Below are 26,329 nucleotides of genomic sequence, written 5' to 3'. Positions count from 1 at the left end.
AATAGAGTATTGTTCTTAAGCGTTACCAGCAAATTTCAAAAAGTTTTTTTCCGCTGCTTAAGGGAAGAATCAGCTATGAGTAGTAATGAGCTTAGTTAATTCAAGTCCGAAGGTCGTAAGGCGCTCGATATTCTCGAGAAGCATTTTAACGTTTTGTTGTCCAACATCAGCTATATAATCAGATCGAATCAAGCTCTCCAATTTCTCGGATGATGTTTTGGTATCTAGTGCAAGATCGATAACCTGTCTTTTACTCAGTTCTTGCTTAGTAATAATACTTTGTTGCGGCGACAGAATACTGTCCGCAAACTTCTCTGCTACTGAAACCGGATTGGAATAGAGCCTTTCTCCGTCCGTTTGTGGTTCTGCCGGCCCTGCAATATCCTCATGATAATCGCTTGAAAATGATTGTATGATGACCGAGAGCTCATTTTGTTTAATCTTTGACAGGTCACTTTCAACCTGGCTTATTCTTTCAAAGAGGAGCACTTGCTGTTCATGATTATGCTTACTGATCTCGGCTGCCAATAACAAGCCAATCTTTTTACTCTTTATAAATGAGTGAAAACTTTCGTGAAGGTTAACCAACCGTCGATACCGTTGAATAGATCGCGGTGCTAGCCCAAACAAGCGAGCGATATCCGCAATTGTAAACACGTCATTCTGTCGCGATTTACGCCCCTGTACAATGTTGTACCTTGCACATAAAGCATCAATGTGACTAGCGACTTTTATCGCGTCTCTCTTGTAATTCTGGCTGTAATCTAGTAAGTTCAATAGGGAGCCTCCTTTCCACGTCCTCCTAGGGTTTGACGGAAGCGATAGGATTCGCCATCAAAGAGTGGGATGTGCGAGTGATGGGTCAGTCGATCTAGTAAGGCTGTGGTCAGTGCAGGGTCACCAAAGACATCCACCCATCGGGAAAACTCTAGGATAGAGGTGATAATGAGGTTGCCTTGCTCATAGCGCTGGGAGATGAATTGAAAGAGTAACTTGCCACCTTCACCAAGCAGTACGTAACCAAGCTCATCGAGGATGACCAGTTCGTATTTATTCCAACTCTTTAGAAAACGAGGCAGACGGTATTCCGTCTCCGCCAGTTGCAGTTCTTGAATGAGTTGCATGACAAATACAAAGCGAACCCGGTAGCCAGCGAACATAGCACCCATCCCAATGGCCGTGGCTATAGGGCTCTTTCCCGTACCCGGCCTACCGACATAGTACTTTAGGAGTGATTGTTTGTTTGCTATATTAACTATTTCCAATAACATATTGGGAAGATTATTCTGTACAGTTTTCATATAATATCGCTTCCAAGGAGCAACTAAAAACCGCCTGATCCGTAATCAGGCGGTTCCTAAACAAACTATTTACGTCAACAATCAGTCAACTCTACTATTTTCACGCTTCTGTTTCATACTTTCAACTCATCTGTACTACTCCCTAAACCCGCTCCACCACTGCAATCTCAGCGATCTGTACCATCCCTAACCAACAAAGCCACCGATTCTACATGCACCGTATGCGGGAACATATCCACCGGCGTAACCTCCACCGTTCTATACCCGCCGTCCTCCAGCACTCTCAAATCTCTCGCGAGTGTAGCTGGGTTACAGCTCACATATACGACTCTTTCTGGCTTCATCGCCAGAATTGTGTCCAGCAGCGCAGGATCACAGCCTTTGCGCGGCGGATCAACTACGATAACTTCGGCCACGGTGCCCTCTTCACGCCAACGCGGGATAACAACCTCCGCAGGCCCCGCTTCAAACGTCGCATTCGCGATACCATTCAGCTCAGCATTGCGCTTCGCATCCTCGATCGCCTCTGGTACAATCTCAACACCATAGACGCTGCCCGCTTGGCGCGCTAGGAACAGCGAGATCGTGCCGATCCCGCAATAAGCATCAATGACCGACTCCGTTCCGGTCAGCCCTGCATATTCCACCGCTTTGCGGTACAGTTCAACCGTCTGAACCGGGTTAACCTGATAGAACGAGCGTGCCGATATCGCGAAGCGAATACCGTCCAGCTCATCATAAATAACCTCGCTTCCCCACAGCACACGCGTCTCATCACCGAATACGACATTCGTATCCTTCATATTCACGTTCTGTACGATGCTTTTCACGCTAGGGAGCGCTGCACGAATTTTCTCGATCCACTGCTCAGCTTGCGGAAGCTTTCTTCCATTCGTAACGAGTACGACCATGATCTCGCCTGTTATGAAGCCTGTCCGTGCCATAACATGGCGGAGCAGCCCCTTGCCCGACTCTTCATCATAGGCCGATATGCCAAGCTCACGCCCGATTGTCTTCACAATACGCACAACCTCGTCATTGCGGTCATGCTGGATAAGACAATCATCCATATCAATAATGCGATGGCTGCCACGCGCATAGAAGCCTGCGATAAGCTCACCACCAGCACCGCCGCTTGCACCAACTGGAACCTGCGCTTTGTTGCGATAGCGCCAAGGTCCTTCCATACCTACTGTCGGATGAACGATGATACCATGATTTGTTCCATTGCTAAGCTCATGCTCAGCGGCATCACCTTCATTTTCATTACCATCCGCACTCCCCCCAGCGCGTCTAAGTCCATCACTTCCTGCTACATGCAGCTTTCCGATCCGCTCGAGCGAGTCAATCACATGCTGGCGTTTCCAGCCCAGCTGTGCTTCATAATCAAGGTGCTGCAGCTGACAGCCACCGCACTTGTCGAAAATATCACAAGGAGGCGACACGCGATCATCACTCTCCACCAGAAGCTCCTCTAAACGTGCATAGCCATATTTGCTCTTCACCTTCATTACTTTCGCACGAACCTTCTCGCCCGGCAAAGCTCCTTGAATAAACAAGGTAAAGCCATCTGCACGGCCCACACCCTCGCCGTCATGAGTCAGTCCCATAATATCAACGGTTACTTCATCATTTTTATGAAAAGGCGCGTCCTCACGCGGCTTTGTATTCACTCCCGCTCTAGAACCTGTCCGCGCTCTTGCTCTTGCACTTCCTCCAGCACTCGCACCTGTCCGCGCTCCTGACCTTCCACTTTCTCCAGCACCCGCCCGTGCCCCTGTTCCTACACTTGCCCCGGCGCCCGCATTCCCGCGTCCCCGCTTATTATTGCCTCTGTTCGTATTGCTTCCTTTACTCATCGCTCTCTCCGCTTCCTTGTATTGCTGTTATCCACTCGTTATACCACATCTCGCAAACGAAATAAACCTCTATAGCAGTCTGCCGCCATCAGCGGTCTGCGTATAAAGGTTCACTTTTACGATACTTCTAGCTATACTTCTAGCTTAACGATACGTCGCCAAGCCCATTTCATCTACAAAAATCCGCAAATGCGAAGGCAGCACCGAGAACGTGAAGGGCAGCGTTCCCCCGTACTCTCCATCCAGATTAATTTGTACATAATCCGGCGTCGTCACCTTCAGCTCATGCGTCCGAAAATGAATGACATGAGGGTCATTCAAATGCTCTCCACGCAGCGCCAACGTAACCAAGCGAATGAACTCTGCAAGATTGCACTTTTTCAGCAAAATAACATCGAACAGCCCATCATCAACCTTCGATTCAGGTGCAAGCTTCTCGAAGCCTCCAACCGAATTGCTGTTGCAGATCAGGAAAAGCATGAATTCATCATGGAAGCTCCCCACGCCCGCAGCCTCGAAGCTTAGCTCGGTCGGGCTTAGACGAGTCATTTTCTCCATACCCTTCATATAATAAGCCAGCTGGCCAATCATCGTCTTCAGCCTGCTCGGCACATCATAGGTCAGATCCGTCATCGATCCGCCGCCAGCAATATTAATGAAGTAACGCTCATTTGCCTTCCCAACATCAATCAGCCGAGTATAATTCTGAATGATCAGATCACATGCATATTCCCAATGTCTCGGAATTCCCATCGCCCGGGCAAAATCATTCGTTGTCCCCAGAGGCAAAATGCCAAGCGGCGGACAATTCGGTTTTTCGGCGAGTCCATTAATAACTTCATAGAGCGTTCCATCGCCACCGGCCGCTATAATCAGATCATAGCCCCGCTCCGCTGCTTCCGCAGCTGCTAATGTAGCATCACCCTCACCAATCGTTGCATGGCAGCTTGCTTCAATCCCAGCTTGGTCCAGCTTCTGGAGAATATCCGGCAAGCGCCGTTTCATCTCTTCTCTTCCTGAAGTTGGGTTATAGATTAACCTTGCCCGTCTATATGTCATACGCCAATGCCCCCACAACGGATCTCCATACATCACCTATAGCTGCTGATGACATAGATGACACCGCATCTCAATCCCTATACTAGTCTAGCTTAATTTGTCCAACCAATTCGTCATCTGCTTCTCCAGCCATCTCTCAATCGCCGGATGCGGCAGCATCGCTTGTCCATTATATCGGTAATTCAGACCTGACAATCGTGCAGGTATAACCTGATTCGTGAAATAACCTTTGCTCAAAAACAACGGAACAACAATAACCGCTTGCTCCGGACGTTCCTCTTGCATCTCCCGCAGCCGGGCGGCAGCTTGATCTGGCAATAACATCGCAGTCTCCGCATGAGCGAAGCCGCCGAGCACACGCAGCCGCTCCGCCATCAGACTCAGCCCGGTCTGCCAGCGCTCATGGAAAACGGTCTCCTTACTGCCATGAGCCACTAATAGAACAGCTTCCCGCGCTGCATCCTCAGACAAAGCACTGATGTTGGACAACAATAACGCCGCAATATCCGGGTCGTCATCAATAGGCATGCCTACATGAACGTTTGCTTTCACACGGAACGTACCAAGATCACTCTCTAGCGTGGAGACAGGCGGAAGTCCAAAGGCTTGCCCAATCTCATCAATATGCGTACTCCCAGACGAAACAAATAACGGAAGCACGTACATCTCCGTTACACCTTGCTGCTCTAATGCATCTATTCCATCTTGAATCAATCGACCATCCACTATTTCCAGAAAGGATGAGTAGACGGGTATGTCTCTCAATCTCTTCGAGGATGCCGCAGCTTCCACTGCCTGATCCACGAGTTCTACCCATTCCGCTAGTCTCGAGCCATGGCTAATGACCAATATTCCTTGCTTCATTCGTCCTTACCTGCCAAGACGCTCTAAAGCCATTTTATACCCATCGTTCCCATAATTCAAACAACGCTTCACCCGTGAGATTGTAGCCGTGCTTGCGCCTGTCTCCGCCTCAATCTGGTTATATGTGCTTCCTTTACCGAGCATACGGGCTACTTCCAGCCGCTGCGACAAGGATTGAATTTCATTAACCGTACATAGGTCGTCGAAAAACACATAACATTCCTCAACCGATTTCAATGTTAGAACAGCCTCGAACAACTGGTCAATTGCTTTATCATTCAGCTTTTTGAGCTGCATACAATCACTCCTCAGGCGTAAACGGCCAGCTCTCCAATAAGAGCGCTGAGCTGCGTTCCGCAATAAAACATAAGATGGCTATAGCGATAGCGCTTATATTTTCTAATGATCATATTGTAGCGATTTTAGGCTGTTTTTTCAAGCATTACCGTATTACTGCTTTACAGGACGGAAGAGAGTTGCCCTAAAAAATTTCTTTTAAAAACCGGGTCATTCGTCCAATCCTTATGTTTGCCTATGCCATAGACTACTATCAAGCATACTACCTCATACTTTGACAAAAGGGTTGTGATCCGCGTGAATCACCGTTATAACGCTGGTGGTGGCGGCTATCCGCACCAATACCAGTATCCGCCTCACTCGCCGCACGGCGGCCATCACCGCCAAGGCCTTAGCGAAACAAGCTCAGGCATGAATGAACATGAAGGGGCCTTCGGTATTAGCAATGACAGCCCCATTCCTTCAGCCGTCCTGCCTGTACCGGCTCAAATAGAAACGCTGCCCACGGTTGTTCCCGCTTCTGTTGCCGAGCTGGTGGAGACTGCTGCGCCAGAGAAAAAAGGCTTCTCTATGCCGAATTTGAATGAGATCAAGGGCTTCGTTGACCGGATTGGTGGTATTGACGGCATACTGACCACTATGACCAAAGTACAAAAGGTTGTCTCCAGTGTGTCGCAAATGGCACCTATGGTCAAAGTTCTCATGGGCTCCTTCAAAAAAGACAAATCCGACGACGATGACGAGGTCGTTGAGCGCGTAAAGAAAAGACGCAAGCGTCGCAAGCCCGTGGCAGGAAGTACGCCAGCAGGCCGAAGACGCAAGCGCAAGCGGAAACGTTAGGCTGGCCCTGCGCCCAGCCACTAAGACTTTTATCGGCTGTGTCCATATCTTATGCCCTTGCCTTTGGCTCTGTCATGGCTCCTATTTAGCTGTTGCATGGCGCCAGTCTATTGGTTGCGCCTCACCTCTTGTCTTTGACTCAGCCATCTGTTTCTGTCACGACTATTGCTGAGGCCGAAGAAAAAGACTATTATTTTCCTATACACCATAGCTCGGTGTGAAGTACACCCCGATTGCAGCCTTTTGGCTGTGATTGGGGTGTTTTTTGTTCCGGTATTGTTTAGAATAGCGCAATAAAGAGAGGAGCTAAACAATGTGCCTGCAACATTAACACAGTTCATCGAAGAATTTAATCAAGATGCCGCATTAAAGGGTAACTATCGCAACAAGCTCGGAAAGAGTGAGCTTCAATTCCTTGAGCAGGTTTGGGGGCCTGCTTTTGAGTACAATTATGAAGGCCTCAAGGCAGAGCACCCATTTGTAGATTTTAAAGGGGGCCAGCGTTTCGCAGACTTTATCTACATGAAGCATGGAATCAGGCTAGCTATTGAAATCGATGGCTTCACTACTCATGCAAGAGACATTTCCCCTGGTCAGTTCAGTGATCATTTATCCAGGCAAAATGACCTTATCTTATCTGGCTGGACCGTGCTCCGTTTTTCTGCATGGCAGGTTGAGAATCAATCGACCACTTGTCAGACAAAAATCATGCATGCAATTGGTCGCTGGTGGTCACTGTCCCATAGTGGCAGCTCGGGTCGATCATTGGATATATGGGAGACTCGAAAGCAAATGCTGACCCAGCTCGCTATGCGGCTGGGAGGTAAAATCAAGCCTAGCGAAGCAGCCAAAGAGTTCAAGATTAGCAACCGAACAGCCGTTGACTGGCTCCGCAGATTTGAGCAAGCAGGTATCTTCTCTCCGCAGCTTGCCGGAGGCCGTGCCACTTCTTACTCATTAGTGGACTTTGAGTAACAATAAATTGCTAGCTAGCAGACCAACTCCAAACGATGAATTAACCAACTAGTCTTTTCACACAGCAATAAGCTCTCACTCGCATCAAACCAACTTATTCATCACATACGTAATTCACCTAACTAATTCTGTATCTATCTCATTTACTCGACTAACGAACCTTCACCTGCGAGCGCAACAGTAGCCTCACTCTTCTGTGAGGCTACCCTCATCCATCAGATCTGCTAACCCTGCACTACAAGCATTGTATGAGGCTAGCCTCATACCTCAGGAACCTATCCTCCTGAGCTGTGAGGTTTAACTCATACATCCCAGCTTTCCTCAGCAAACGCACCAATTATACGTGTCTTGCCTCACACATATGTGATCTTGCTTCATAGCCATGGTTAACCTACCTCTACATCCATCTATCTACTCAACTAACGAATCCCCACCTGCCAGTGCAACAGTAGCCTCACTCTTCTGTGAGGCTACCTCATCCATACGACCTACTAACCCGGCACGACAAGCATTGTATGAGGCTAGCCTCATACCTCAGGAACCTATCCTCCTGAGCTGTGAGGTTTGACTCATACATCCCAGCTTTCCTCAGCAAACGTACCAATAATGCGTGGCTAGCCTCACACATATGTGATCTTGCTTCATAGCCATGGTTAACCTACCTCTGTATCTATCTCAGTTAACCTACCTCTGTATCTATCTCAGTGAGCCTACCTCTATACCCATCTATCTACTCAACTAACGAGTCCCCACCTGCGAGCGCCCCCCTAGCCTCATCTATCCAACAGTCCAACAAAAAACAGCCGCATCCCTAAGGATGCGGCTGACTATTTATTAAAGGAACAGTAAGTCAATACCCCAGAACACAACTGCTGCCATCACTACCGTAATCGGAATTGTGATTACCCATGCAACCAGGATACGGCCTGCGACTGACCAGCGAACGCTGGAGAAGCGCTTCGCGCTGCCTACGCCGAGAATCGAAGACGTAATAACATGCGTCGTACTAACTGGCAGATGCAAGAGTGTAGCAGTCAGGATTACACCTGCCGAACCGATATCTGCTGCGAAGCCGTTGATCGGTTCGATCTTGAATATTTTCGTACCCATTGTTTTGATAATTTTCCAACCGCCGACGGATGTTCCGAGTGCCATCGCAAGTGCTGCGGACAGCTTAACCCATAATGGAACCTCCATGTGATCCTGTATTCCTGCTGCAACCAATGCGAATGTAATAATACCCATTGCTTTCTGTGCATCATTTGTACCATGCGAGAACGATTGGAAGGCAGCCGTCAGAATTTGACCGAAGCGGAAGCCCTTGTTCACCTGATGCGGACTCGATTTGGCAAAAACCTGCTTCAAGATCCACATAATAATGAAACCAGCAGCAAAGGCAATCAATGGCGATATCAGCAAAGCCTTAACGATATCCATCATGCCCGAGCCGTTAATCTTGTCCATACCTGCGCCTGCGATAACCGCGCCCGCCAGCGAGCCGATCAAGGCATGCGAGGAAGAGGAAGGAATTCCGAACCACCAGGTTACCAGATTCCAAATAATAGCTGAGATCAACGCAGCTATTACAATTTCTACACCATTCGACAATTCGGCCGGGTTCGCTACCCCGCTGCCGATCGTCTTGGCAACGCCTGTAAAGGTCAGCGCACCAACAAAGTTCATGACTGCTGCCATCAGTATCGCTACGCGCGGTTTAAGCGCACGTGTCGATACGGAAGTAGCGATCGCATTAGCTGTATCGTGAAAACCGTTTATGAAATCAAAACTTAGAGCCAAAAACACAACTGTCCATAGAATGAGTAAATCCATTTGAATTGATTCCTACTCTCCGTGTAAGCTTAGCTGTTGCGCATAATGATCGATTCCAGCGTGTTAGCCACGTCTTCACAGTAATCGGTCGTTTGCTCCAGCATCTCGTAGATTTCTTTGCGTTTCATCAGTTCAATAGGATCCTTCACATTCGTGAACAGGCCCTTAATACATACACGAAGCAGATCATCCGCTTGATTCTCAAGCTCATTAAGCGCAATGTTCGGCTCGCGAATCGCCAGCAGCTTCTTCTCTGTAAGCAAATAAATTGCTTTCTTGATTTGGTGCGCGCAGCGAAGCAAAATATCGCCAAACAGCGTTATGTACTCGTCCTTCTCTTGGATGTGGTACATCTCGAAGCGTGAAGCGCATGCTTCAATGCCGTCAAGCACATCATCGAGTGACGTCGTCAGCGCCATAATATCTTCCCGCTCAATAGGGGTAATGAACGTTTTGTTTAATTCTTTTAGAATCGTGTGTACAAATTGATCGCATTTGCTTTCGTACTCTTTCATTGTCTTAGCAAATGTCGTCACATCCGACAGGTCTGACACGCCATTTGAAAAGTATTCTACTGCCTCGACTAAAGTGTCTGCCATCTCTTCAAACGTCTTAAAGAAAATATCTTTTTTCCTAAACATTGTAATCCCCTTTACCTGACTGGATGGTGGGCCGCTTCAATGAGCCCAGAATATCTTATCACAGTTTACTTTAGAATTGTTAAGGGAATGTAAAGTTTCATGAAAAATTTCTCGATTTTCAAAAAAAATGTTGAAAAGCGCATTCCCTGAGGAATGCGCAGCTCATTTCTTTTGCTGTAACCGCGAACTCACTCTACATCTGTTAGAAGTGTGTCCGATTAAGCGGCTTCTTACCCAAGAATCAAATGCTCGTTAATTGTCTTAGATTTCGGCACGACATGGAAGAACGTTTTCCCCGGCACAAAAGGCAGCTCTGCCCCGTCCTTTATAATCCGAATCATATTATCGGCATCACGAATCCACGTCGCCGTAATCGCCTTGCCCTGCTGGATCAACACAGCATCGCCCCCAGAGCTTAGATCAACGGACAGCCTCCCCACATTATCCAAGGTTTTGTGGGCTGCATTCAATACGACAAGATTGGCTGCCGACAGCTGCTCTCCATTGTTCAAATCAATATGCGGCTGATCATTAATCGAACGATTATATAAACCGCTCGCCGAATCATAAGCATAGGAAACCTTATAGTCCTTCAATGTAAAAGTTAAGCTTGCTGTAACCGCAGGCTCTCCCGAAGAGGTCGCTCCAGCAGCGGCAAAAGGATAGGTCGGAACCGTCACTTCCTTGCGATAGCCCCGCTTCTCTGCTCCTGCCCTAAGCTTCTCCAGATCCGTATACAGATTATGTGGAGCCTTGCGGTCCTTGCTTCTCCAGAAAAAGCTGCCTGCATTCGATATCTCATCTAGGTAAGGCTTGTCCTGACGCTGAAGAATAGCATACGCATCGTTGCTTCCTCCAGCATGGGCAAGCACGCCGCCATAGGTTTCGCCAAGCTCAATTAAGTATGGCCGGATACTGCGGACCGGTCCAATCGAATCGGTCACTTTATCTGTGCTTTGGAATATGGCTATAAGCCGTGTGATGCCGCCCTCCGCCAGCACCTCCCATACAATATCTGCATTCGTCAGCCCCGACTGGGGCCGGGCTGGCTTCAAATTGTTAATCATCACGGCGATGGGCCGATCAAGTGCCTCCCTCTCCATCCGAACACCCGTGAGAGACGCGACATAAGGAAGCTCGGGCTTCGGTGTCTCTCCCGGCTCTATAGGTGCAGTCACCGTTGGAGAGCTGGTTGGTGTCTCTGGAGACTTCCCGCCTCCACAAGCCGATAATGCTAAAGTTACGGATAATAGCAGCAAACCAATTGTCATTAATCCTCGTTTTTTCATTCCATTGTCCCCGCCTTTAATATAAGTGAAAGCTAGCGCATCAACTTCCTCTATCTCCCATTTAATCATAAACCGCGGAACCTGTCTCCTTTGTTTATTTTTTATACCAGACTAAAAAAACCAATCTTGGCACAATATAACCCTATCTCTCATCGGGAAAGGAGCGGTTATCTATGGTTAAGAAAAAGGGGCAGCTTACGATATGGATGGCCTTCTCTCTCCTTCTCCTAAGCAGCGGACTGGTCAGTCATGTGATGTCGATTCCTATTATTCTGGACATTGCCCATCGCGACGCCTGGCTGTCGGCTATAATAGCCGGACCTATATTCCTTCTATGGATTACCGTTCTCTTCTTTATCCTGAAGAATATTAAAGGCCAACGTCTAACCGATTGGATCGAACGGGAATTCGGCGCTGTCACCTCATGGACCTTCCGTCTCTTGGCGGCTATTCTGATTTATGCTGCCGGCACCTTTACCTTGCAGGACACAACCAGTTGGGCGATTACCACCTATATGCAGCAAACCCCCATCGTCGTATTGGCGGGAGCAGGCGTTCTAGTTGCCGCTTTTGCAGCCATGATAGGTCTGCGCTCCATTGCCCTGACAGGAAGCATTCTGCTCCCAGTCGTCATTATTCTTGGTTTTTTCGTGATGAGTGCCAATACGAAGTATAAGGACTTCAGCCTGTTGTTCCCTTTAATGGAATTTGGGTGGGAGCCTGTAGTGAAGGGTGCCTTCTACAGCCTGACTGGCCTCATGGAAATCTGGATTCTGCTGCTCTATCAGCATCAGCTTCAGAGCAAGCTTCGCTGGTGGCATCTTATTCTGCTGGCCTTATTTCTAATTATGATGACGATTGGTCCAACGCTTGGTGCAATTACCGAGTTCGGGCCGCATGAGGCGAGCAAGCAGCGGCATACTGCCTTTGAGCAGTGGAAAATATTACGGCTGGGGCAGCTTTTTCAGCATGTCGATTTTCTATCCATCTATCAATGGATGTGCGGCTCCTTCACTCGAATTGCGCTCTCGCTTTTTCTTATTCCTGATTTATTAAATATTCGCCGGCCCCGCAAACGATATTGGGCCATACTCATTCTCTCAGCGAGCATGTGCCTTATCGTTATGCAGCCATTTCGTGATGATCAGACACTTTCGTACCTTACCTATATCCAGTTTCCAGTCACCCTCGGATTCGTTTTCGTTTTAACCATCCTATTAACAGTCGCCGTTCTTATTGTGAAATACCGAAAGGAGGCACACTCGGTTGAAGCAGCAGAGCAACAGCAGCAGCAAGAATAAAACCGTACTTGTGGAAGAGAAGACCTTCATCCATTGGTTTGGAACATGCAATGATGTGATCATTCACAGCTGCTTATTTGGTGATCCGCCAGCAACAGTAAAAGCGATTTTCATCTATTGCAGCGGCATGACCGAAACGAAGATCATCAATGACGTCGTCATGCCGGAACTGCGTGAGGTCTATAAGAAGACCCAATTCCTGCGCAGCGAAGACATCTCAAGGGAAGCCGATATGCAATGGTCTTCCCTCGAACAGATATCCGAGCAATTCGATCGCAGCACAATAGCTGCCCGAGTGTTCGAGGGCCATTTGCTATTTTGTTTGCCTAACTTACAGACCATATTTACAGTAGACATTGCCAATTTCCCTAGCCGCTCTCCCAGCGAATCCTCAAGCGAGGTATCCATACGCGGACCGCGAGACGGCTTCGTAGAGCTGGTGACTATCAACGTTGCTCTAATTCGCAAGAGGCTGCGCTCCTCCACCCTTGCCTGCGAGTATTTTGTTGTGGGCTCACGCACGTTGACCAAGGTAGCGCTCATGTACATCGAGGATGTAGCCAATCGGGGCATGATTAGAAGCGTTCAACGCAAGCTAAGAAAAATGGATATTGAAGCTTTGACCTCCACCAATCAAATAGAGGATTTGCTTCCTGATTCCAAATATCATCTTTTTCCTTTAACCAGCTATACGGGAAGGCCCGATTTCGCAGTTGAATGCTTGCTTAACGGTCGATTCATCGTGCTTGTAGACGGGAATCCGACTGTTCTGATCGCTCCTATTAATCTGTTCCTGCTGTTGAAGTCCCCAGAGGACGCCTTTTTCTCTGCTTGGGGCACGAATGTGGGACGAATACTCAGGCTTGCAGGCTTGCTCATCACCATCTTTTTGCCCGGCTTCTATATCGCCTTAACCGCCTTTCATATGGATCAGATTCCCTTCTCTTTGCTCGCCACCATCTCCACGGGGCGATTCGGCCTGCCGATGGAATCTGCTCTAGAAATGTTTTTTATTATGTCGCTTATGGAGCTCTTCCGAGAGGCTGGCGTCCGGCTGCCTACTTCGATCGGTCAGACCCTAACCGTTGTCGGCGGTCTAATTATTGGAGATGCCGCTATTCGTGCCGGGCTCGTATCTCCGCTTATGATCGTCGTAACCGCCATCACGGTAGTTGCCGGATCTACACTGGTCAATCAAGTACTGACAAGCTCAATTATCATTATGCGCTTCTTATGCTTCCTCCTGTGCTCTGTGATTGGCATGTACGGATTCATGCTGTCGATCATTTTGATCGTCATCTACCTGTCCAGCCTGCAATCGTTCGGCGTCCCTTATCTTGCTCCTGTAGCTCCGTTAGAGCTGAAGCAGGCCATTGTCGCCGTATTCAAAATGCCGTTTACCTGGAGGAAGAAACGCCCTGCCTACCTCAAAACACAACAGCCTGCTAGAAAAGGAAAGAAGGGGTGACGTTATGATGCGACAGCGTGCCTTATTTAACTTAGCCATCCTAATCATGCTGCTCCCTCTTGCAGGGTGCTGGAGCAGCAAAGAAATTCAGACACAAAGCTATGTAAAAACAGTTGGCGTAGATTTTGTGGATAATCAGATTGTCGTATATTTGCAAATGCTTGATTTCTCAAGCATCTCCAAAAGAGAAGGAGGCGCCCAGAATGTAGAAGCTCCTGTATGGGTTGGCAAAGGCCGCGGGAGAACGTTGAATACAGCCATCAATGATTGCTTCAAGACCTCTCAGCTCTACGTTTCTTGGGGCCATGTTACGGCTGTTGTTGTTACCGAGAGGGCGCTAAGAGCAAAAGAAGTTTCATTAGGGGATATGATTAACCGTTATCCTGAGGTTCGTTATAATGCTTGGATGTACGGGACAAGAGAACCGCTGGACAAGCTGCTTAGCGTGACCTCGCTCTTCAAGCAATCCCCCCTTACGACTATACTTCATAGCCCGGAAGCTTATTATAAGCTGGATTCCATTCTTCCTCCGACGCTCTTTTTTAAATTTCTAGCCGCACAAAGCGAGCCATCGATCGCTGCTTATCTTCCAAGCTTAGCGATTAATAAAGACCAGTGGAAAGAAAACGATCGTCCCCATGAATTGTATGTGATTAACGGCGGTTTCTTTGATAATAACTTGGAGCATAGAGGCTACATACCTAGAAATAAGCTGATGGGCTATCATTGGCTGCAGATTCCCATGTATCGTTCAGCGCTCGATATCGTGAAGGACGGTGTTATATATGGATCTATATCGGTTGCCGGGAAGAAAGTGAAGGTAATGCCTGTTATCCATGGCTCTGAAGTGAAATTTCGGATTAAGGCGAGCTATTATGCTGGCATGTATGAGTATATGGAGGATATGTCATCCGAAGAAATGAGCAAGTTTGCTGCTAATAAAATCAAAGAAGAGATCATGGCTACCTATAAAGAGGGGCTTAGTATCGGTGTGGATATTTTCCATCTAGAAGAGAGCTTATACCGTAGAAAACCGCGGCTATGGCGCAAGCTGTCCAATGACGGTCACAAACTTATCATTGATAAAGACTCCATTGAAAAACTGGATATCGACATCAGCATTCCCTATAACGGCAAATTCAAGCGGCAAAGATAAAGCAGGCAGCGGATTGATCCACTGCCTGCTTTATTTGAAAGAGTTCTTTATTACCCTTATTAAATACTCCAATGATGCCATTCCTGCTGCTGCTGATCGAGTCCAGACAGCCAGCCCGATGTCAAGCGTATTGCCTCTTGCTGATGTTCCCTTGAAGAATACGTATGATTGGCTTGAAAAATAATTTCCTTGTCGCATAAGCCTTCATTGCGAGTCCAGAGCACCTTCTGGTACAAAAAGCTGTAGTCGACCGGAATAAGCTCATCACTCGTTCCGTGGATCACCAGCACTTCGCCTCCAAAGCGCGTTGCCGCCTGGAACGGTTGATGCTGCATCAGTGAATCGAAGAACACCGGCTGAAGTGTATAGCCTGCATGATCCGTACTGCCACTCGTAATTGCCTCATCATAACCGGAACGCCCTACGATCCGAACGATATCATTGAATGGATACGCAACAGCAGACCAGAGGACAAGGCGCTTGACTCGCTTATCCTTAACAGCTGTCATTATCGCAATTGCACCGCCAAGGCTATGCCCAAGCAGGACAATTCTCCGTTGATCTACGCAATCCATATCCGCTATATAATCAATGGCTGTTCTCGTCTGGTCGATCATGCTATCGAACCCGAGCGCACCGTAGTCGCCGCTGCTTTCCCCGCATCCGCCATAATCGAAGCGAAGCACGTAAGAGCCTTGATCAGCAAGCGCCCTCGCCGTCTTCACGAATAATCGGTCAACACCCACTCTGCTTCCAATGAATCCATGACAAATAATGATAGCCTGCTTCTTCTTTCCGTCATCTTTCAAGCTATCGGTTGGGTAATGAAGCGTCGCCGTTAGCTCAAGGCCTTCATGCCGAAGTATCAATTGTTTCTCCAATGTCATAACCCCCTGCAATCACCATATATATACTATATAAATCCTACCTGAATACTATGAATTATGTGTACGATCATAATATCATCAGTATAGCAATGATGTCAACCGTATTTCCAGCATAATAAAAACGGGCGTATAGCCCGCTTTTATTATGCTCAACCTATGGGATATGAAATAACGAAAGGAGCTGGTCTTATGCCTCTGTGGATCAAGTGGTTGTCCGAGCACTGGCTGCCTGTCATGTTGATCGCTGGCATTATCGTCGCTGTCGTTTATGTCCTGCTCAACCGTAAACTACTGTTCTATAAACAATAGCTTTTCATTTCTTCCTCAGCTCTCCAGCATTAACGGCAGCTTAATAGTGACAATTGTACCTGCACCGCTCTCACTGTCGACTGTTAGCGTCCCGCCATGAAGCTCCGTTATCTCCTTACAGAGCGCCAAGCCGATGCCGCTGCCGCCTCGGCTGGTATTCGCTTTGTAGAACTTTTCAGTGACATGGGCAATATCCTCTGAAGCAATTCCTATTCCTGTATCTGATACAATTAACGTCGCAAATTCATGGTCGGAGGACGTCGTTACCCGGATCGTTCCCCCGCTCTGGGTAAACTTGAAGGCATTATCAATCAAATTAATGATGACCTGCTTCAAGCGATTCGCATCGCCATGAACTAGAATCGGATGCGGGCTCAGCGCAGCAGATAAGCGAACCCCAGTCTGTTCCTTGCGAACAGCCAGTTGATGGACGGTCTCCCTCACAGGGCTATTCAAGTCCAGAAGCTCCGGATGCATCTCCATGCCTCCGCCTGCCAGCTTGGAGAAATCAAGCAGATCCTCTACAAGCCCGGATAACCGCTCGGTCTCCCGGCTTATTATCGTCAGGCCTAGCTGCATCTCCTCCCCATTCGCAGGATCACCATCCTTCAAGGTTTCGCTCCAACCTTTTATAGACGTCAGCGGAGTCCGAAGCTCGTGGGATATGGAGGAGATGAAATCATTTTTCAGCTTCTCCCGCTTGTTCAACTCCACCATCATCGTATTAAAGGTCTCCGACAGCTGTCCAATCTCATCATTGCTTCTCTTGACCGCCCGCCTGGTCCAATCCCCCTCCGCCATATGCCTTGCCGCTCGTGTCAGCTCTTGAATCGGCCTGACAATGCGCTGCGTCATCCATAGGCTAAGCCCAAGGAATAATAATACGACTGCTATCGCTACGAAAGCTGTCATTTGCAGCAAGCGGCTAACCATATCATCAATTTGCGTCACGGAAGCTGAATAGCGGAGCAGCGACACCACTCTCTTATCGTTGAAGATTGGGATTGTAACTGCAGCAACTCGTTCGCCGTACATCGGATCTTCACCCTGCCATGTGCCCGTTGAACCCGCTAATGCCGCTTTGACGTCGGGAGTCATATAATCCACGGAATGGGCAAAGCCATCGGAATCCATACGCAGCTTGCCGTTATGATCAAGCAGCTGAAGACGTATATCGCCTTCGGCCATATACTGAAGCATATAATCGCCTTGGTCATATACCTGCAAGGAAGCAAGCGAACGGCTATGCTGGGTATGAGCAGATACAGCACGCTGTTTGACAGCACTTTGCGCACTTCCGTAATAATAATTGTAGATAAGCGTTACAAATAACGCACCCAGCACACATACAACAAGTACGATGAGCAGCAAATAACTCCAGACCATTCTCGTCTTTAGGCTGCTCATTGGTCCATGCTCCGTTTCCATCTATAACCGAAGCCCCATACCGTCTCGATAAAATCCGGATCAGACGGATTGTTTTCGATTTTTTGCCGAATTCGGCGAATGTTAACATCGACTACCTTGAGATCGCCTACATAATAACGGCCCCACACCTCGGTCAAAATATCATCACGGCTTACGCTCTGGCCCACACGCTCCATTAATAGCCGAACAAGGGTCCATTCTGTCGGGGTAAGTACGACTTCTTCTCCGTTCTTCCACAGCTTGCGCTGGGAATGAGACAGCCTGAAGCCCTCTATACGAATCTCATCCTCTCGATTCCATTCCTCATCCGCTGCATTCTCCGCTCCATTCGGGAGAGCAAGGCTTGAAGGCACGGTCTTCATCCTTCTGCTGAGCGACTTGATCCGGGCGATCAACTCCCCTGGGCTGAAGGGCTTCTGCACATAATCATCTGCCCCTAGCTCAAGCCCATGAATTTTGTCTTCTTCTTGGGATTTCGCTGTCAGCATAATAATGCCCATGTCCGGATAAAGCTCCCGAAGCCGCTCGCATACCTCAAAGCCGCTAATCGTCGGCAGCATCACATCAAGAAGCGCAATATCGAACGGCCCCTCAGCTTGTGCAAGCGCCAATGCCGCTTCTCCATGATCTGCTTCTGTTACCTCCATATCATTGCGCTTCAAATTTATTCGGACGAATCCGCGAATGGCTTCTTCATCTTCCAATAATAAAATCCGCATAGGTCACCTGCCTTATCCCATCAATCCTCTATTAATCGGAACAATGCCTCCAGCTGCTCTCCAGCAACAAATATAGAGCTGAATATCTTCTTGTCCCTTTGCTCCAAATGAGAAGGAGGCTCCGTCTCAATAGTCATTGCATAGACCAGCCCGCCGTCTTCCTTCAGTACCTTATACAGTCGAGACTCATCCTTCCACGCAGCTTCTCTGACTTCCCATTCCAACTTGGGTACAACGTACATGGATGCCAATTCTGCAGTAGCTCTCGTCGCTTGGTTATAGTAATCAAAAGTGACGATATTTCCCGCTTTTTGCTGGGCTTCATCTGGTGCATGAATGGTATACTGACCCTTCCATAGGTCAGGAATCGTCAGACTGAACCGGTAGTTATAGTCGCTGAATTCTTCTCTAACCAGCCGGAATTCATCTCGCCCATTCCACTGCAGCCATTCATTGATCCACAAGCTATCCGCATAGGCCTTGTCTTCTTGGCCAGGCGCTCGTTTCGTCGTCATTAGCTCAATGATTCCGTCACCGTTAATATCTTCGCTTTGCGTCGGCCTTTCGGTAATAGCCACATCATACAGGCTCTCAGCAGCAGGGGGATAGATAAGTCGAAGCTTGCCGTTATCCCAAGCATACATCGCCGTATACATGGCATGCGCTCCCGTCTGGGCCTCAACGAGAATGCCATTATGCCGTGGAGAGACCTTGCCAATTAGCATTCTGTCATAGACATTAACCGCCGGATACAGATCAAGCTTTTGCAGTGTCTTCAGCTTTCCTTCGCGCCAGTCATACAACTCAAGCCTATACCCAGACAGCTCAATATCCTGAATGGCGCCCTCAGACATAATGACCGCCAGCTCCGGCTTGCCGTCTCCATTTACGTCGTCAATGTCCATATACATATAAGGAATAGACTCCAGCGGCTGCAAGACCAGCTTGCCATCCTCATTCCTCACGGGCTTTGTCTGAAAAGAATAAATTTCAGCCAGATTCGAATTCTCGAACGAACCGCTCCAGCCAACAACCAGCTCCGTCCTGCCGTCCTGATCGAGATCCTTCGCTTTGATCCAGTCGATCTGACGGGCTATCGGCTGCTGGATAATAATCCATGGCTTCCACGTGTCTGCTGACATGCGAAGCACCATAAGCTCCGGCGAGCTATACTCATTGTAATAGCTCACAATAGCCTCATGAACGCCGTCGCCATTCAAGTCCATTAATCGGATGGCACCTTGTCCATCATCCTTCAGCGGCAGCGTGAGCTTGCTATAGAGCGGCAGCGCTTCGTTGACTACCTGCATAAGCGCCTGCTTGTCCTCCGTCAGCTTGGGCTTTGTCAACAGATCGGCTGGGGCAGCCGTATAGCGGCAGCCTGTGGCGAATAGACAAAGCAAGGCGGCTGTTAATGCCGCCCTGCTCAATTTGAATAGAAGCAATTAGCCAGCCTCCCCTTATAATTTATCGGCTGTAACGAAGGTGTATCCCATTTTCTCCAGATCATCAATAGCATGCGGAAGCATCTCTACTGTGTTTTTAATATTCTTGCCACCGAATGAATGCATTAATATGATGCCTCCGGGCTTTGTTTCATTCCGAATCATTTTTCTCATGGCCGCAACGGATGTCCCTGCCCAATCCCGCGTATCCACATTCCAGCCTATCATGTCGCGATCCTCTGATGCCATAATTTCCTTCAATGTAGGAGACACCGCTCCGTAAGGGGCACGGAACATCTCTGGCTTGAAGCCTACCGCATCCTCAATTAATTCATCGGTTTCATTAATTTCCTTCAATATCTGCTGCTTCGTGAGCTTGGACAAATCTTTATGATGGGTAGAATGATTGCCGATCGCATGTCCTTCCTCTACAATACGCCGCAGAATCTCAGGGTCCTTCTCTACTTGTAGGCCTACTAAGAAAAATGTCGCTTTAACGCCCTTTTCTTTCAATATATCCAAAATGGCTGGCGTATAACGCTTGTCCGGGCCATCATCGAATGTTAAAGCTACAACCTTCTCACCTTTATGCGCTTTATCGGGCTTCTTCTCTGGCTTGTCTGTCTTATCAGGCTTGTCTGTCTTACCCGGTGTATCAGGCGTAACAGGCTTTTCAGTTACAGCAGGCTTCTCGGTGTCTGGAATGACAACCTCAGGAGTCGTTGTAGGCTGCTGCTCATTATCTGGCTTTGTTTCTTCCTTATCTTGCGGCTGCTTCTCGGGCTCTTCAACTTGATTATCTGGCTTAACAGCTTCCTCTGATGGCTTCTCGCTGGCATCTGTTCCTGAGTTACTTCCTGAGCTGGTGACTGGCAGCAATGCTGATAGGCCAAGCGACTTGCCTGCACCGCAGCCTCCGAGCCATATAGTCAATGCAGCAAGCATAAGTACGAGTACGATCAATCGACGACGATTTTTTTTCTTGTTTCGAATCTTGTTCCTTGTGTTAGTCCTTTCCATCTGAATCACCTTTCCATTCCCTGCTGATAGTTTAATAGTATAGGAATAGTAGAGAGAGGGAGTTACAAATTAGTTACACATTCGAGCTATCCCGACACCAATATCCACCACCCGCCATATAACGCTTATCTAACCACTTACCCAATCTGGGTGTGAGCCAAAAGACCTTTTCGTTTTCTGCGAAGGAACCATTCAAATTAAGCAGGAAATGCTGCTCAGGATTATAAAAAAAGCGCAAGTTCGCGGAGACATTCCCTTGAAACTTGCGCTTTTTCGTCATCCTCACTTACTTGAATAAACAATGAGTGAGCGATAGCTTTGTTCTCCACCATATCTTGTTCTAGGAGGCTTTCCAAGTGCGATTTTCACTTTCACGTTCTCTTTCTCTTTCTCTTTCACTTTCTCTTTCACTTTCTCTTTCACTTTCTCTTGCGCTTTCTCTAGCTATAGCTCCACACAACTTATGTCCAGCGGTTGGGCCTGGCTAATCCGACATTGCATTCATTTCACTATTAATCTATTCATTGTAATCTTGCTGAAGCTATTTTTGTTCGTATAAGGAATTGATTTCGCTAATTAGTGAACCATATGATCTTGTTACGCTACTTTTACGGGTGGGAAAATGAAATAAAGAAGCTGAGTTCACTAGTGGGGAACCAAGCTTCTCGACTAGGAACCTTGGTGACACTAATCCTCGATCAAGCTCATAAAGTACTCCAATTAGTAACAATAGCCTCATTAAATAGCGAAAAAGCCTCACTAGAGACTAATCAAGTTACGTGAACGGGTTTATTTCCACATCTACTTGTCCATCGGCTGGTAAAAACGTTCCCAAAGTCCATTTGTGAGAGTGCCGTAATCCTGCGTATAAATAAAAGAAGCTTCAAATCCGCTTTCTTTTGGATTTGAAGCTTCTTTTTTTATTTGGGACTTTTTCATTTGGGACTTTTTAAATATATTTGAGAATAGCTGTAGCTAGCCTTTAAGCGCTTTGGCAGCAATATCTGAACGGCTGTGCATGCCCTCGAAGTGAATTACACTTACGGCTTCATAAGCACGTGCACGAGCTTCCGCAATATCACGGCCTCTGCCTACGACTCCGAGCACACGACCGCCATTCGTAACGATAGCGCCATCCTTCTCCGCTGTTCCAGCGTGGAAGACAAGTGCCCCTTGTGCTTCTGCAGCAGCAAGGCCTTCAATGACTCTGCCCTTAGGATAAGCAGCTGGATAGCCCTCGGACGCAACAATGACGCAGACTGCTGCTTCATCGCTCCATACAAGCTCCAGTTGATCCAAGCGGCCATTCAATGAAGCAAGAACGATATCAACAAGATCCGTCTCCAGACGCGGCAATACGACCTGTGTCTCAGGGTCGCCCATTCGCGCATTGAACTCAATCGTTTTCGGGCCATCCTTCGTGATCATCAAACCTGCGAACAACACGCCGCGGAAAGGACGTCCTTCACTAACCATCGCTTTCGCAGTCGGAATCACGATATTGGCGATAGACTCGTCGATAATCGACTGAGCGATATGAGGAAGCGGCGTATACGTACCCATGCCCCCAGTGTTCGGCCCTTTATCATTATCGAATACTGGCTTATGATCCTGTGCAGGCACCATCGCCTTCACGGTCTCCCCGTCAACGAAGGCAAGGATCGACATCTCTTCGCCCTCAAGGAATTCCTCGATCACGATCTGATTGCCTGCATTGCCGAATACCTTGTCTACCATCGCTTCGCGAAGCGCTTGCTCTGCCTCTTCCAAGGTGTAAGCAACGGTCACGCCTTTGCCGGCAGCCAATCCATCAGCTTTAATTACAATCGGCACCGCCTGCTCACGCAAATACGACAAGGCTGTCTCATAATCCGTGAACGTCTCATACTTCGCAGTAGGAATGTTATATTTTTTCAGCAGGTTTTTCATGAAAATTTTGCTGCCTTCGATTTCCGCAGCCGCTTTGTTCGGTCCGTACACTGGAATCTGATGCGCTTCGAACGCATCTACAATTCCTTCAGCTAGTGGATCATCCGGACCCACGAACACAAGATCAATCGCCGCATCCTTCGCGAACTGAATTAGCTCGTCGAACTGATTGACTGCTATAGGAACACATTCGGCTAACTGAGCGATTCCTGCATTGCCCGGCGCACAATAAATATCTTTAACCTTCTCGCTCTTGGTCAAAGCCCAGACGATTGCATGCTCACGGCCGCCTCCGCCAATTACTAAAATTCTCATTGCTCTCGCTCCCCCCTGCTTCATAATCCGATTCTAATGTTTGAAGTGACGTACGCCCGTGAAGACCATCGCGATATTGTTCGCGTTAGCTGCGGCAATCGACTCTTCGTCCTTAATGGAGCCGCCTGTTTGAATAATAGCGGTAATGCCTGCTTTGGCGGCAAGCTCAACGGTGTCTCCCATTGGGAAGAAAGCATCCGATGCCATAACCGAACCAACTGCTTGCTCGCCAGCTTGCTCGATTGCGATGCGTGCAGAGCCGACACGATTCATTTGACCAGCGCCTACGCCGATTGTCATATCGTTTTTAGCCAGCATGATGGCATTAGACTTCACATGCTTCACAACTTTCCAGCCGAACAGCAATTGCTTCAGCTCTTCTGCCGTTGGCTTGCGGTCTGTAACGAACTGCAGATCCGCTTCGGTCAGGCTGCGTACATCGCTTTCTTGTACAAGCATGCCGCCATCAACGGTCGTAAGCAGCCACTCAGGCTGACGCTCAGCAGCAGCTTGTGCCAGCTCTCCAAGCTTAAGCAAGCGAAGGTTTTTCTTCTTCGTTAGAATCTCCAGCGCTTCTGGCGTAAAGTCTGGTGCAATAATAATTTCAAGGAAGTATTGGGACAATAGCTCTGCTGTATCCGCTCCAAGCGCACGGTTAGCCGCTACGATGCCGCCAAAGATCGACGTTGGATCAGCTGCATAGGCTTTTTTGTATGCTTCATGGATATCCGTGCCGATGCCTACGCCGCAAGGGTTCATGTGCTTAATCGCAACGACTGCCGGCTCATCGAATTCTTTGAGGATGGCAATCGCTGAGTTAGCGTCATTAATGTTGTTATAAGACAGCTCTTTGCCGTGCAGCTGCTCAGCTGTTGTAATCGTGCCAACCGCTGCAAGCGGTTTTTTGTAGAAAGCAGCCTTCTGATGCGGGTTCTCGCCGTAACGCAGATCCTGCACCTTCTCATAAGTAACCGTATAGCTCTCAGGAAGCGGCTCTCCTACTTGCTTCGACAAGTAGTCTGCGATCAGAGAATCATAGGCTGCTGTATGACGGAATACTTTCGCTGTCAGACGCTTACGTGTCTCAAGCGTCGTATCTCCACTTGCCTTCACTTCTTCCAGAACTGCACCATAATCAGCAGCATCTACAACAACCGTTACAAAAGCATGATTCTTAGCTGCGGAACGAAGCATCGTTGGACCGCCGATATCAATATTCTCAATCGCATCTGCATAAGCAACATCGGGGTTGGAGATCGTTTGCTTGAACGGATACAGATTCACGATAACAAGGTCGATATAGTCGAGGCCAAGCTCCTTCATTACTTTCGTATGCTCTTCATCATCGCGCACGGCGAGCAAGCCGCTGTGTACAGCAGGATGCAGCGTTTTTACGCGGCCGTCAAGAATTTCTGGAAAGCCTGTTACATCGGAGATGCCAATAACCGGAATTCCCTCTTTCTCAAGCAGGCTGTAAGTACCGCCAGTCGAAATAATTTGCACGCCTTGATTGGCAAGCTCACGGGAAAACTCCACAATACCGGTTTTGTCGGATACACTAATTAACGCTCTACGAATTGCCACGCGATCATCCTCCTGAAATGGTTAGAAATGAATAGCTCAGCCTCATGCAGGCCTCTATATAAGGAAGCCCCGAATAGGGGGCTTATTGTTATTGCATCTGATGTTCTTCTAGGTTGCTCTTGTTAAGCGCGTTCTGTTATCGTCACCTTGCGACCGTCAAGAACTACACGGCCTTCGGCGATGAACTGCAGCACCTGCGGCAGCAATTGCTGCTCCGCTTGATGAATGCGCTCGGCAAGTGAAGCCTCGGTATCGTCGTCCAACACTTCTACCACCTGCTGTGCGATGATTGGTCCGCTGTCCATACCGCCATCCACATAGTGAACGGTAACGCCTGTCTGCTTAACGCCATAGTCCAGCGCTTGCTTAATTCCGTTGACACCGGGGAATGAAGGCAGCAGAGCGGGATGAATATTGACCATCCGACCATAATAAGGCTCTACCAATACCGGCGTAATAATGCGCATATACCCTGCTAGAACGATCACATCAACTTCCAGTCGCTCCAGCTCCGCTAAGATCTCAGTCTCATACGCCTCACGTGAGGGATACTCCCTAGGGGAGAAGAGAAATGTAGCAATTCCCGCCTTGCGAGCACGCCCTACAACTTGCGCTAGAGGCTTATCACAAACAAGGAGCTCGATGGACGCATCGAGCTCTCCTTGCTGCACCGCATCGGCCAGAGCTTGGAAGTTCGTTCCCTGCCCTGACGCGAATACAGCCAAACGTATTGCTCCCATTAAACATCCGCCCCCGTAAACGTAACGATTCGGCTTCCTTCCGTTACAGTTCCGATGCGGTAAGCCTGCTCACCAAGCTCAGCAGCAATGCGAAGCGCTTGCTCTGCCTCATCAGCAGGAACAACTACTATTAATCCGATGCCCATATTGAAGGTTGTGAACATATCACGGTTCGTGATTGCACCTTTATCCTGCATAAGCTGGAAAATAGGAAGAATCGGCCATGAGCCGTATTCGATATCAACATTGACGCCTTCCGGCAATACCCGTGGAATGTTCTCGATGAAACCGCCGCCAGTAATATGCGCCATTCCTTTTACTTTCACTTCCTCAATCAGCTTCAATGCCGATTTCACGTAGATGCGAGTTGGCTCGATCAATACATCGCCAAGCACTTCATCTCCCAGTTCAGGAAGCTTCTGATCCAGCGCATAGCCGCACTCTTCAAGAAGCAGGCGACGAACGAGCGAGAAGCCGTTGCTGTGAATACCGCTGGAAGCAAAGCCAATAACAGCATCGCCGGCTGCAATTGTCGTTCCGTCGATAATCTTTTTCTTGTCTACAACACCCACCGTGAAGCCGGCGATATCGTATTCATCTCCTTGATACATGCCCGGCATTTCTGCCGTTTCGCCGCCGATCAGTGCACAGCCGGACTGTACACAGCCCTCAGCGATGCCTTTAACGACCGCTTCGATTTTCTCAGGAACGACTTTGCCGCAAGCCAGGTAATCGAGGAAAAACAATGGCTCTGCGCCTTGTACGATAATATCGTTGACGCACATTGCAACCGCATCAATACCGATCGTATCATGCTTATCCATTGCAAATGCCAGCTTCAGCTTCGTGCCCACGCCATCCGTACCAGATACGAGTACAGGCTCTTCATATTTGTTCTTGTCTAGGCCGAACAATCCGCCGAATCCGCCAAGATCCGTCAGCACCTCTGGACGGAATGTCCGTTTGACATGCTTCTTCATCCGTTCGACTGCTTCATTGCCGGCAGCAATGTCGACGCCTGCTTTTTTATACGCTTCTGACACTTCAGTCAACCCCTTTATATAGTGCCTCGC

General features: G+C 48.3%; 25 protein-coding genes. 5 read left to right on the top strand and 20 right to left on the bottom strand.

Translation table 11 applies throughout. The features are described from left to right. Window positions 1–69 precede the first annotated feature (69 nt). The 6 genes from AC50YO_RS19070 to AC50YO_RS19045 form a co-directional block, all read right to left on the bottom strand. Window positions 70–777 carry a hypothetical protein gene (locus AC50YO_RS19070; protein ID WP_494849719.1) on the bottom strand — a complete coding sequence of 236 codons (708 nt, stop codon included), beginning with the start codon at window positions 775–777 and terminating at the stop codon, window positions 70–72. Next, window positions 774–1,301 (bottom strand): ATP-binding protein, encoded by a 528-nt coding sequence (locus AC50YO_RS19065; protein ID WP_494849717.1) that lies wholly within the window; start codon window positions 1,299–1,301, stop codon window positions 774–776. The genes AC50YO_RS19070 and AC50YO_RS19065 overlap by 4 nt, the downstream gene beginning before the upstream one ends. A 167-nt stretch (window positions 1,302–1,468) precedes the next feature. Next, the gene (gene rlmD / locus AC50YO_RS19060; protein WP_494849715.1) at window positions 1,469–3,160 is read right to left on the bottom strand and encodes a 23S rRNA (uracil(1939)-C(5))-methyltransferase RlmD; all 1,692 of its coding nucleotides are present in this window, start codon (window positions 3,158–3,160) and stop codon (window positions 1,469–1,471) included. Between the two features lie 144 nt (window positions 3,161–3,304). Next, entirely contained in the window at window positions 3,305–4,219 is a 915-nt protein-coding gene (locus tag AC50YO_RS19055) for a diacylglycerol kinase (protein ID WP_494849713.1), read from the bottom strand. 87 nt (window positions 4,220–4,306) lie between these two features. Further along, window positions 4,307–5,083: a sirohydrochlorin chelatase gene (locus tag AC50YO_RS19050; protein ID WP_494849712.1), complete on the bottom strand. Its 777-nt coding sequence runs from the start codon at window positions 5,081–5,083 to the stop codon at window positions 4,307–4,309. A 6-nt stretch (window positions 5,084–5,089) separates the two neighbouring features. Then, window positions 5,090–5,380, bottom strand: a complete 291-nt coding sequence (locus AC50YO_RS19045) for a YerC/YecD family TrpR-related protein (RefSeq protein ID WP_020619046.1) — start codon at window positions 5,378–5,380, stop codon at window positions 5,090–5,092. 297 nt (window positions 5,381–5,677) lie between these two features. Between AC50YO_RS19045 and AC50YO_RS19040 the strand changes: the two genes are divergently transcribed. Then, window positions 5,678–6,220, top strand: coding sequence for a tyrosine protein kinase (locus AC50YO_RS19040; RefSeq protein ID WP_494849710.1), 543 nt, complete (start codon window positions 5,678–5,680; stop codon window positions 6,218–6,220). A gap of 315 nt (window positions 6,221–6,535) precedes the next feature. Further along, complete coding sequence (locus tag AC50YO_RS19035; RefSeq protein WP_494849709.1) at window positions 6,536–7,195, top strand: DUF559 domain-containing protein; 660 nt, start codon at window positions 6,536–6,538, stop codon at window positions 7,193–7,195. A gap of 834 nt (window positions 7,196–8,029) precedes the next feature. On the opposite strand, the gene AC50YO_RS19030 is transcribed toward AC50YO_RS19035, so the two are convergent. The 3 genes from AC50YO_RS19030 to AC50YO_RS19020 all read right to left on the bottom strand — a co-directional run bounded on the left by AC50YO_RS19030 (window position 8,030) and on the right by AC50YO_RS19020 (window position 11,024). After that, complete coding sequence (locus AC50YO_RS19030; protein WP_494849706.1) at window positions 8,030–9,025, bottom strand: inorganic phosphate transporter; 996 nt, start codon at window positions 9,023–9,025, stop codon at window positions 8,030–8,032. Window positions 9,026–9,054: 29 nt separating this feature from the next. After that, a complete protein-coding gene (locus tag AC50YO_RS19025) occupies window positions 9,055–9,666 on the bottom strand; it encodes a DUF47 domain-containing protein (protein ID WP_494849705.1) in 612 nt (203 codons plus the stop codon). 230 nt (window positions 9,667–9,896) lie between these two features. Then, complete coding sequence (locus AC50YO_RS19020; RefSeq protein WP_494849704.1) at window positions 9,897–11,024, bottom strand: DUF3048 domain-containing protein; 1,128 nt, start codon at window positions 11,022–11,024, stop codon at window positions 9,897–9,899. A 104-nt stretch (window positions 11,025–11,128) separates the two neighbouring features. On the opposite strand from AC50YO_RS19020, the gene AC50YO_RS19015 reads away from it, so the two are divergent. The 3 genes from AC50YO_RS19015 to AC50YO_RS19005 are packed head-to-tail and all read left to right on the top strand — an operon-like array spanning window position 11,129 to window position 14,880. After that, the gene (locus tag AC50YO_RS19015) at window positions 11,129–12,256 is read left to right on the top strand and encodes an endospore germination permease (protein ID WP_494849703.1); all 1,128 of its coding nucleotides are present in this window, start codon (window positions 11,129–11,131) and stop codon (window positions 12,254–12,256) included. Continuing rightward, window positions 12,222–13,724 (top strand): spore germination protein, encoded by a 1,503-nt coding sequence (locus AC50YO_RS19010; protein WP_494849702.1) that lies wholly within the window; start codon window positions 12,222–12,224, stop codon window positions 13,722–13,724. Before AC50YO_RS19015 ends, AC50YO_RS19010 begins: the two co-directional genes overlap by 35 nt. A gap of 4 nt (window positions 13,725–13,728) precedes the next feature. After that, a complete protein-coding gene (locus AC50YO_RS19005) occupies window positions 13,729–14,880 on the top strand; it encodes a Ger(x)C family spore germination protein (protein WP_494849701.1) in 1,152 nt (383 codons plus the stop codon). A gap of 59 nt (window positions 14,881–14,939) precedes the next feature. Here AC50YO_RS19005 and AC50YO_RS19000 read toward each other — a convergent pair whose 3' ends face one another. From AC50YO_RS19000 to purM, 11 genes are all read right to left on the bottom strand, one after another. Beyond that, window positions 14,940–15,761 carry an alpha/beta hydrolase gene (locus tag AC50YO_RS19000; RefSeq protein WP_494849700.1) on the bottom strand — a complete coding sequence of 274 codons (822 nt, stop codon included), beginning with the start codon at window positions 15,759–15,761 and terminating at the stop codon, window positions 14,940–14,942. A gap of 330 nt (window positions 15,762–16,091) precedes the next feature. Continuing rightward, the gene (locus AC50YO_RS18995) at window positions 16,092–17,483 is read right to left on the bottom strand and encodes a sensor histidine kinase (protein ID WP_494849699.1); all 1,392 of its coding nucleotides are present in this window, start codon (window positions 17,481–17,483) and stop codon (window positions 16,092–16,094) included. Further along, window positions 17,480–18,223 (bottom strand): response regulator transcription factor, encoded by a 744-nt coding sequence (locus AC50YO_RS18990; protein WP_494849697.1) that lies wholly within the window; start codon window positions 18,221–18,223, stop codon window positions 17,480–17,482. The genes AC50YO_RS18995 and AC50YO_RS18990 overlap by 4 nt, the downstream gene beginning before the upstream one ends. Window positions 18,224–18,243: 20 nt before the next feature. After that, window positions 18,244–19,668, bottom strand: a complete 1,425-nt coding sequence (locus tag AC50YO_RS18985; RefSeq protein WP_494849695.1) for an FG-GAP repeat domain-containing protein — start codon at window positions 19,666–19,668, stop codon at window positions 18,244–18,246. Between the two features lie 15 nt (window positions 19,669–19,683). After that, entirely contained in the window at window positions 19,684–20,688 is a 1,005-nt protein-coding gene (locus AC50YO_RS18980; protein ID WP_494849694.1) for a polysaccharide deacetylase family protein, read from the bottom strand. Window positions 20,689–20,970: 282 nt separating this feature from the next. Further along, complete coding sequence (locus AC50YO_RS18975; protein ID WP_494849693.1) at window positions 20,971–21,111, bottom strand: hypothetical protein; 141 nt, start codon at window positions 21,109–21,111, stop codon at window positions 20,971–20,973. A 378-nt stretch (window positions 21,112–21,489) separates the two neighbouring features. Then, on the bottom strand, window positions 21,490–21,627 hold the full coding sequence (locus tag AC50YO_RS18970; protein WP_494849692.1) for a hypothetical protein: 138 nt from the start codon (window positions 21,625–21,627) through the stop codon (window positions 21,490–21,492). A gap of 36 nt (window positions 21,628–21,663) precedes the next feature. Then, a complete protein-coding gene (purD, locus tag AC50YO_RS18965; protein ID WP_494849691.1) occupies window positions 21,664–22,932 on the bottom strand; it encodes a phosphoribosylamine--glycine ligase in 1,269 nt (422 codons plus the stop codon). A gap of 33 nt (window positions 22,933–22,965) precedes the next feature. Continuing rightward, window positions 22,966–24,516: a bifunctional phosphoribosylaminoimidazolecarboxamide formyltransferase/IMP cyclohydrolase gene (gene purH / locus AC50YO_RS18960; RefSeq protein WP_494849690.1), complete on the bottom strand. Its 1,551-nt coding sequence runs from the start codon at window positions 24,514–24,516 to the stop codon at window positions 22,966–22,968. A 122-nt stretch (window positions 24,517–24,638) separates the two neighbouring features. Further along, the gene (gene purN, locus AC50YO_RS18955) at window positions 24,639–25,256 is read right to left on the bottom strand and encodes a phosphoribosylglycinamide formyltransferase (RefSeq protein ID WP_494849688.1); all 618 of its coding nucleotides are present in this window, start codon (window positions 25,254–25,256) and stop codon (window positions 24,639–24,641) included. Beyond that, window positions 25,256–26,299, bottom strand: a complete 1,044-nt coding sequence (gene purM, locus AC50YO_RS18950; protein WP_494849850.1) for a phosphoribosylformylglycinamidine cyclo-ligase — start codon at window positions 26,297–26,299, stop codon at window positions 25,256–25,258. The genes purN and purM overlap by 1 nt, the downstream gene beginning before the upstream one ends. Window positions 26,300–26,329: the final 30 nt, after the last annotated feature.

Source organism: Paenibacillus sp. J22P59 (assembly GCF_059383895.1).
Note: the sequence above shows the minus strand (reverse complement) of the source record. Positions and strands in the feature narration are given on the sequence as shown.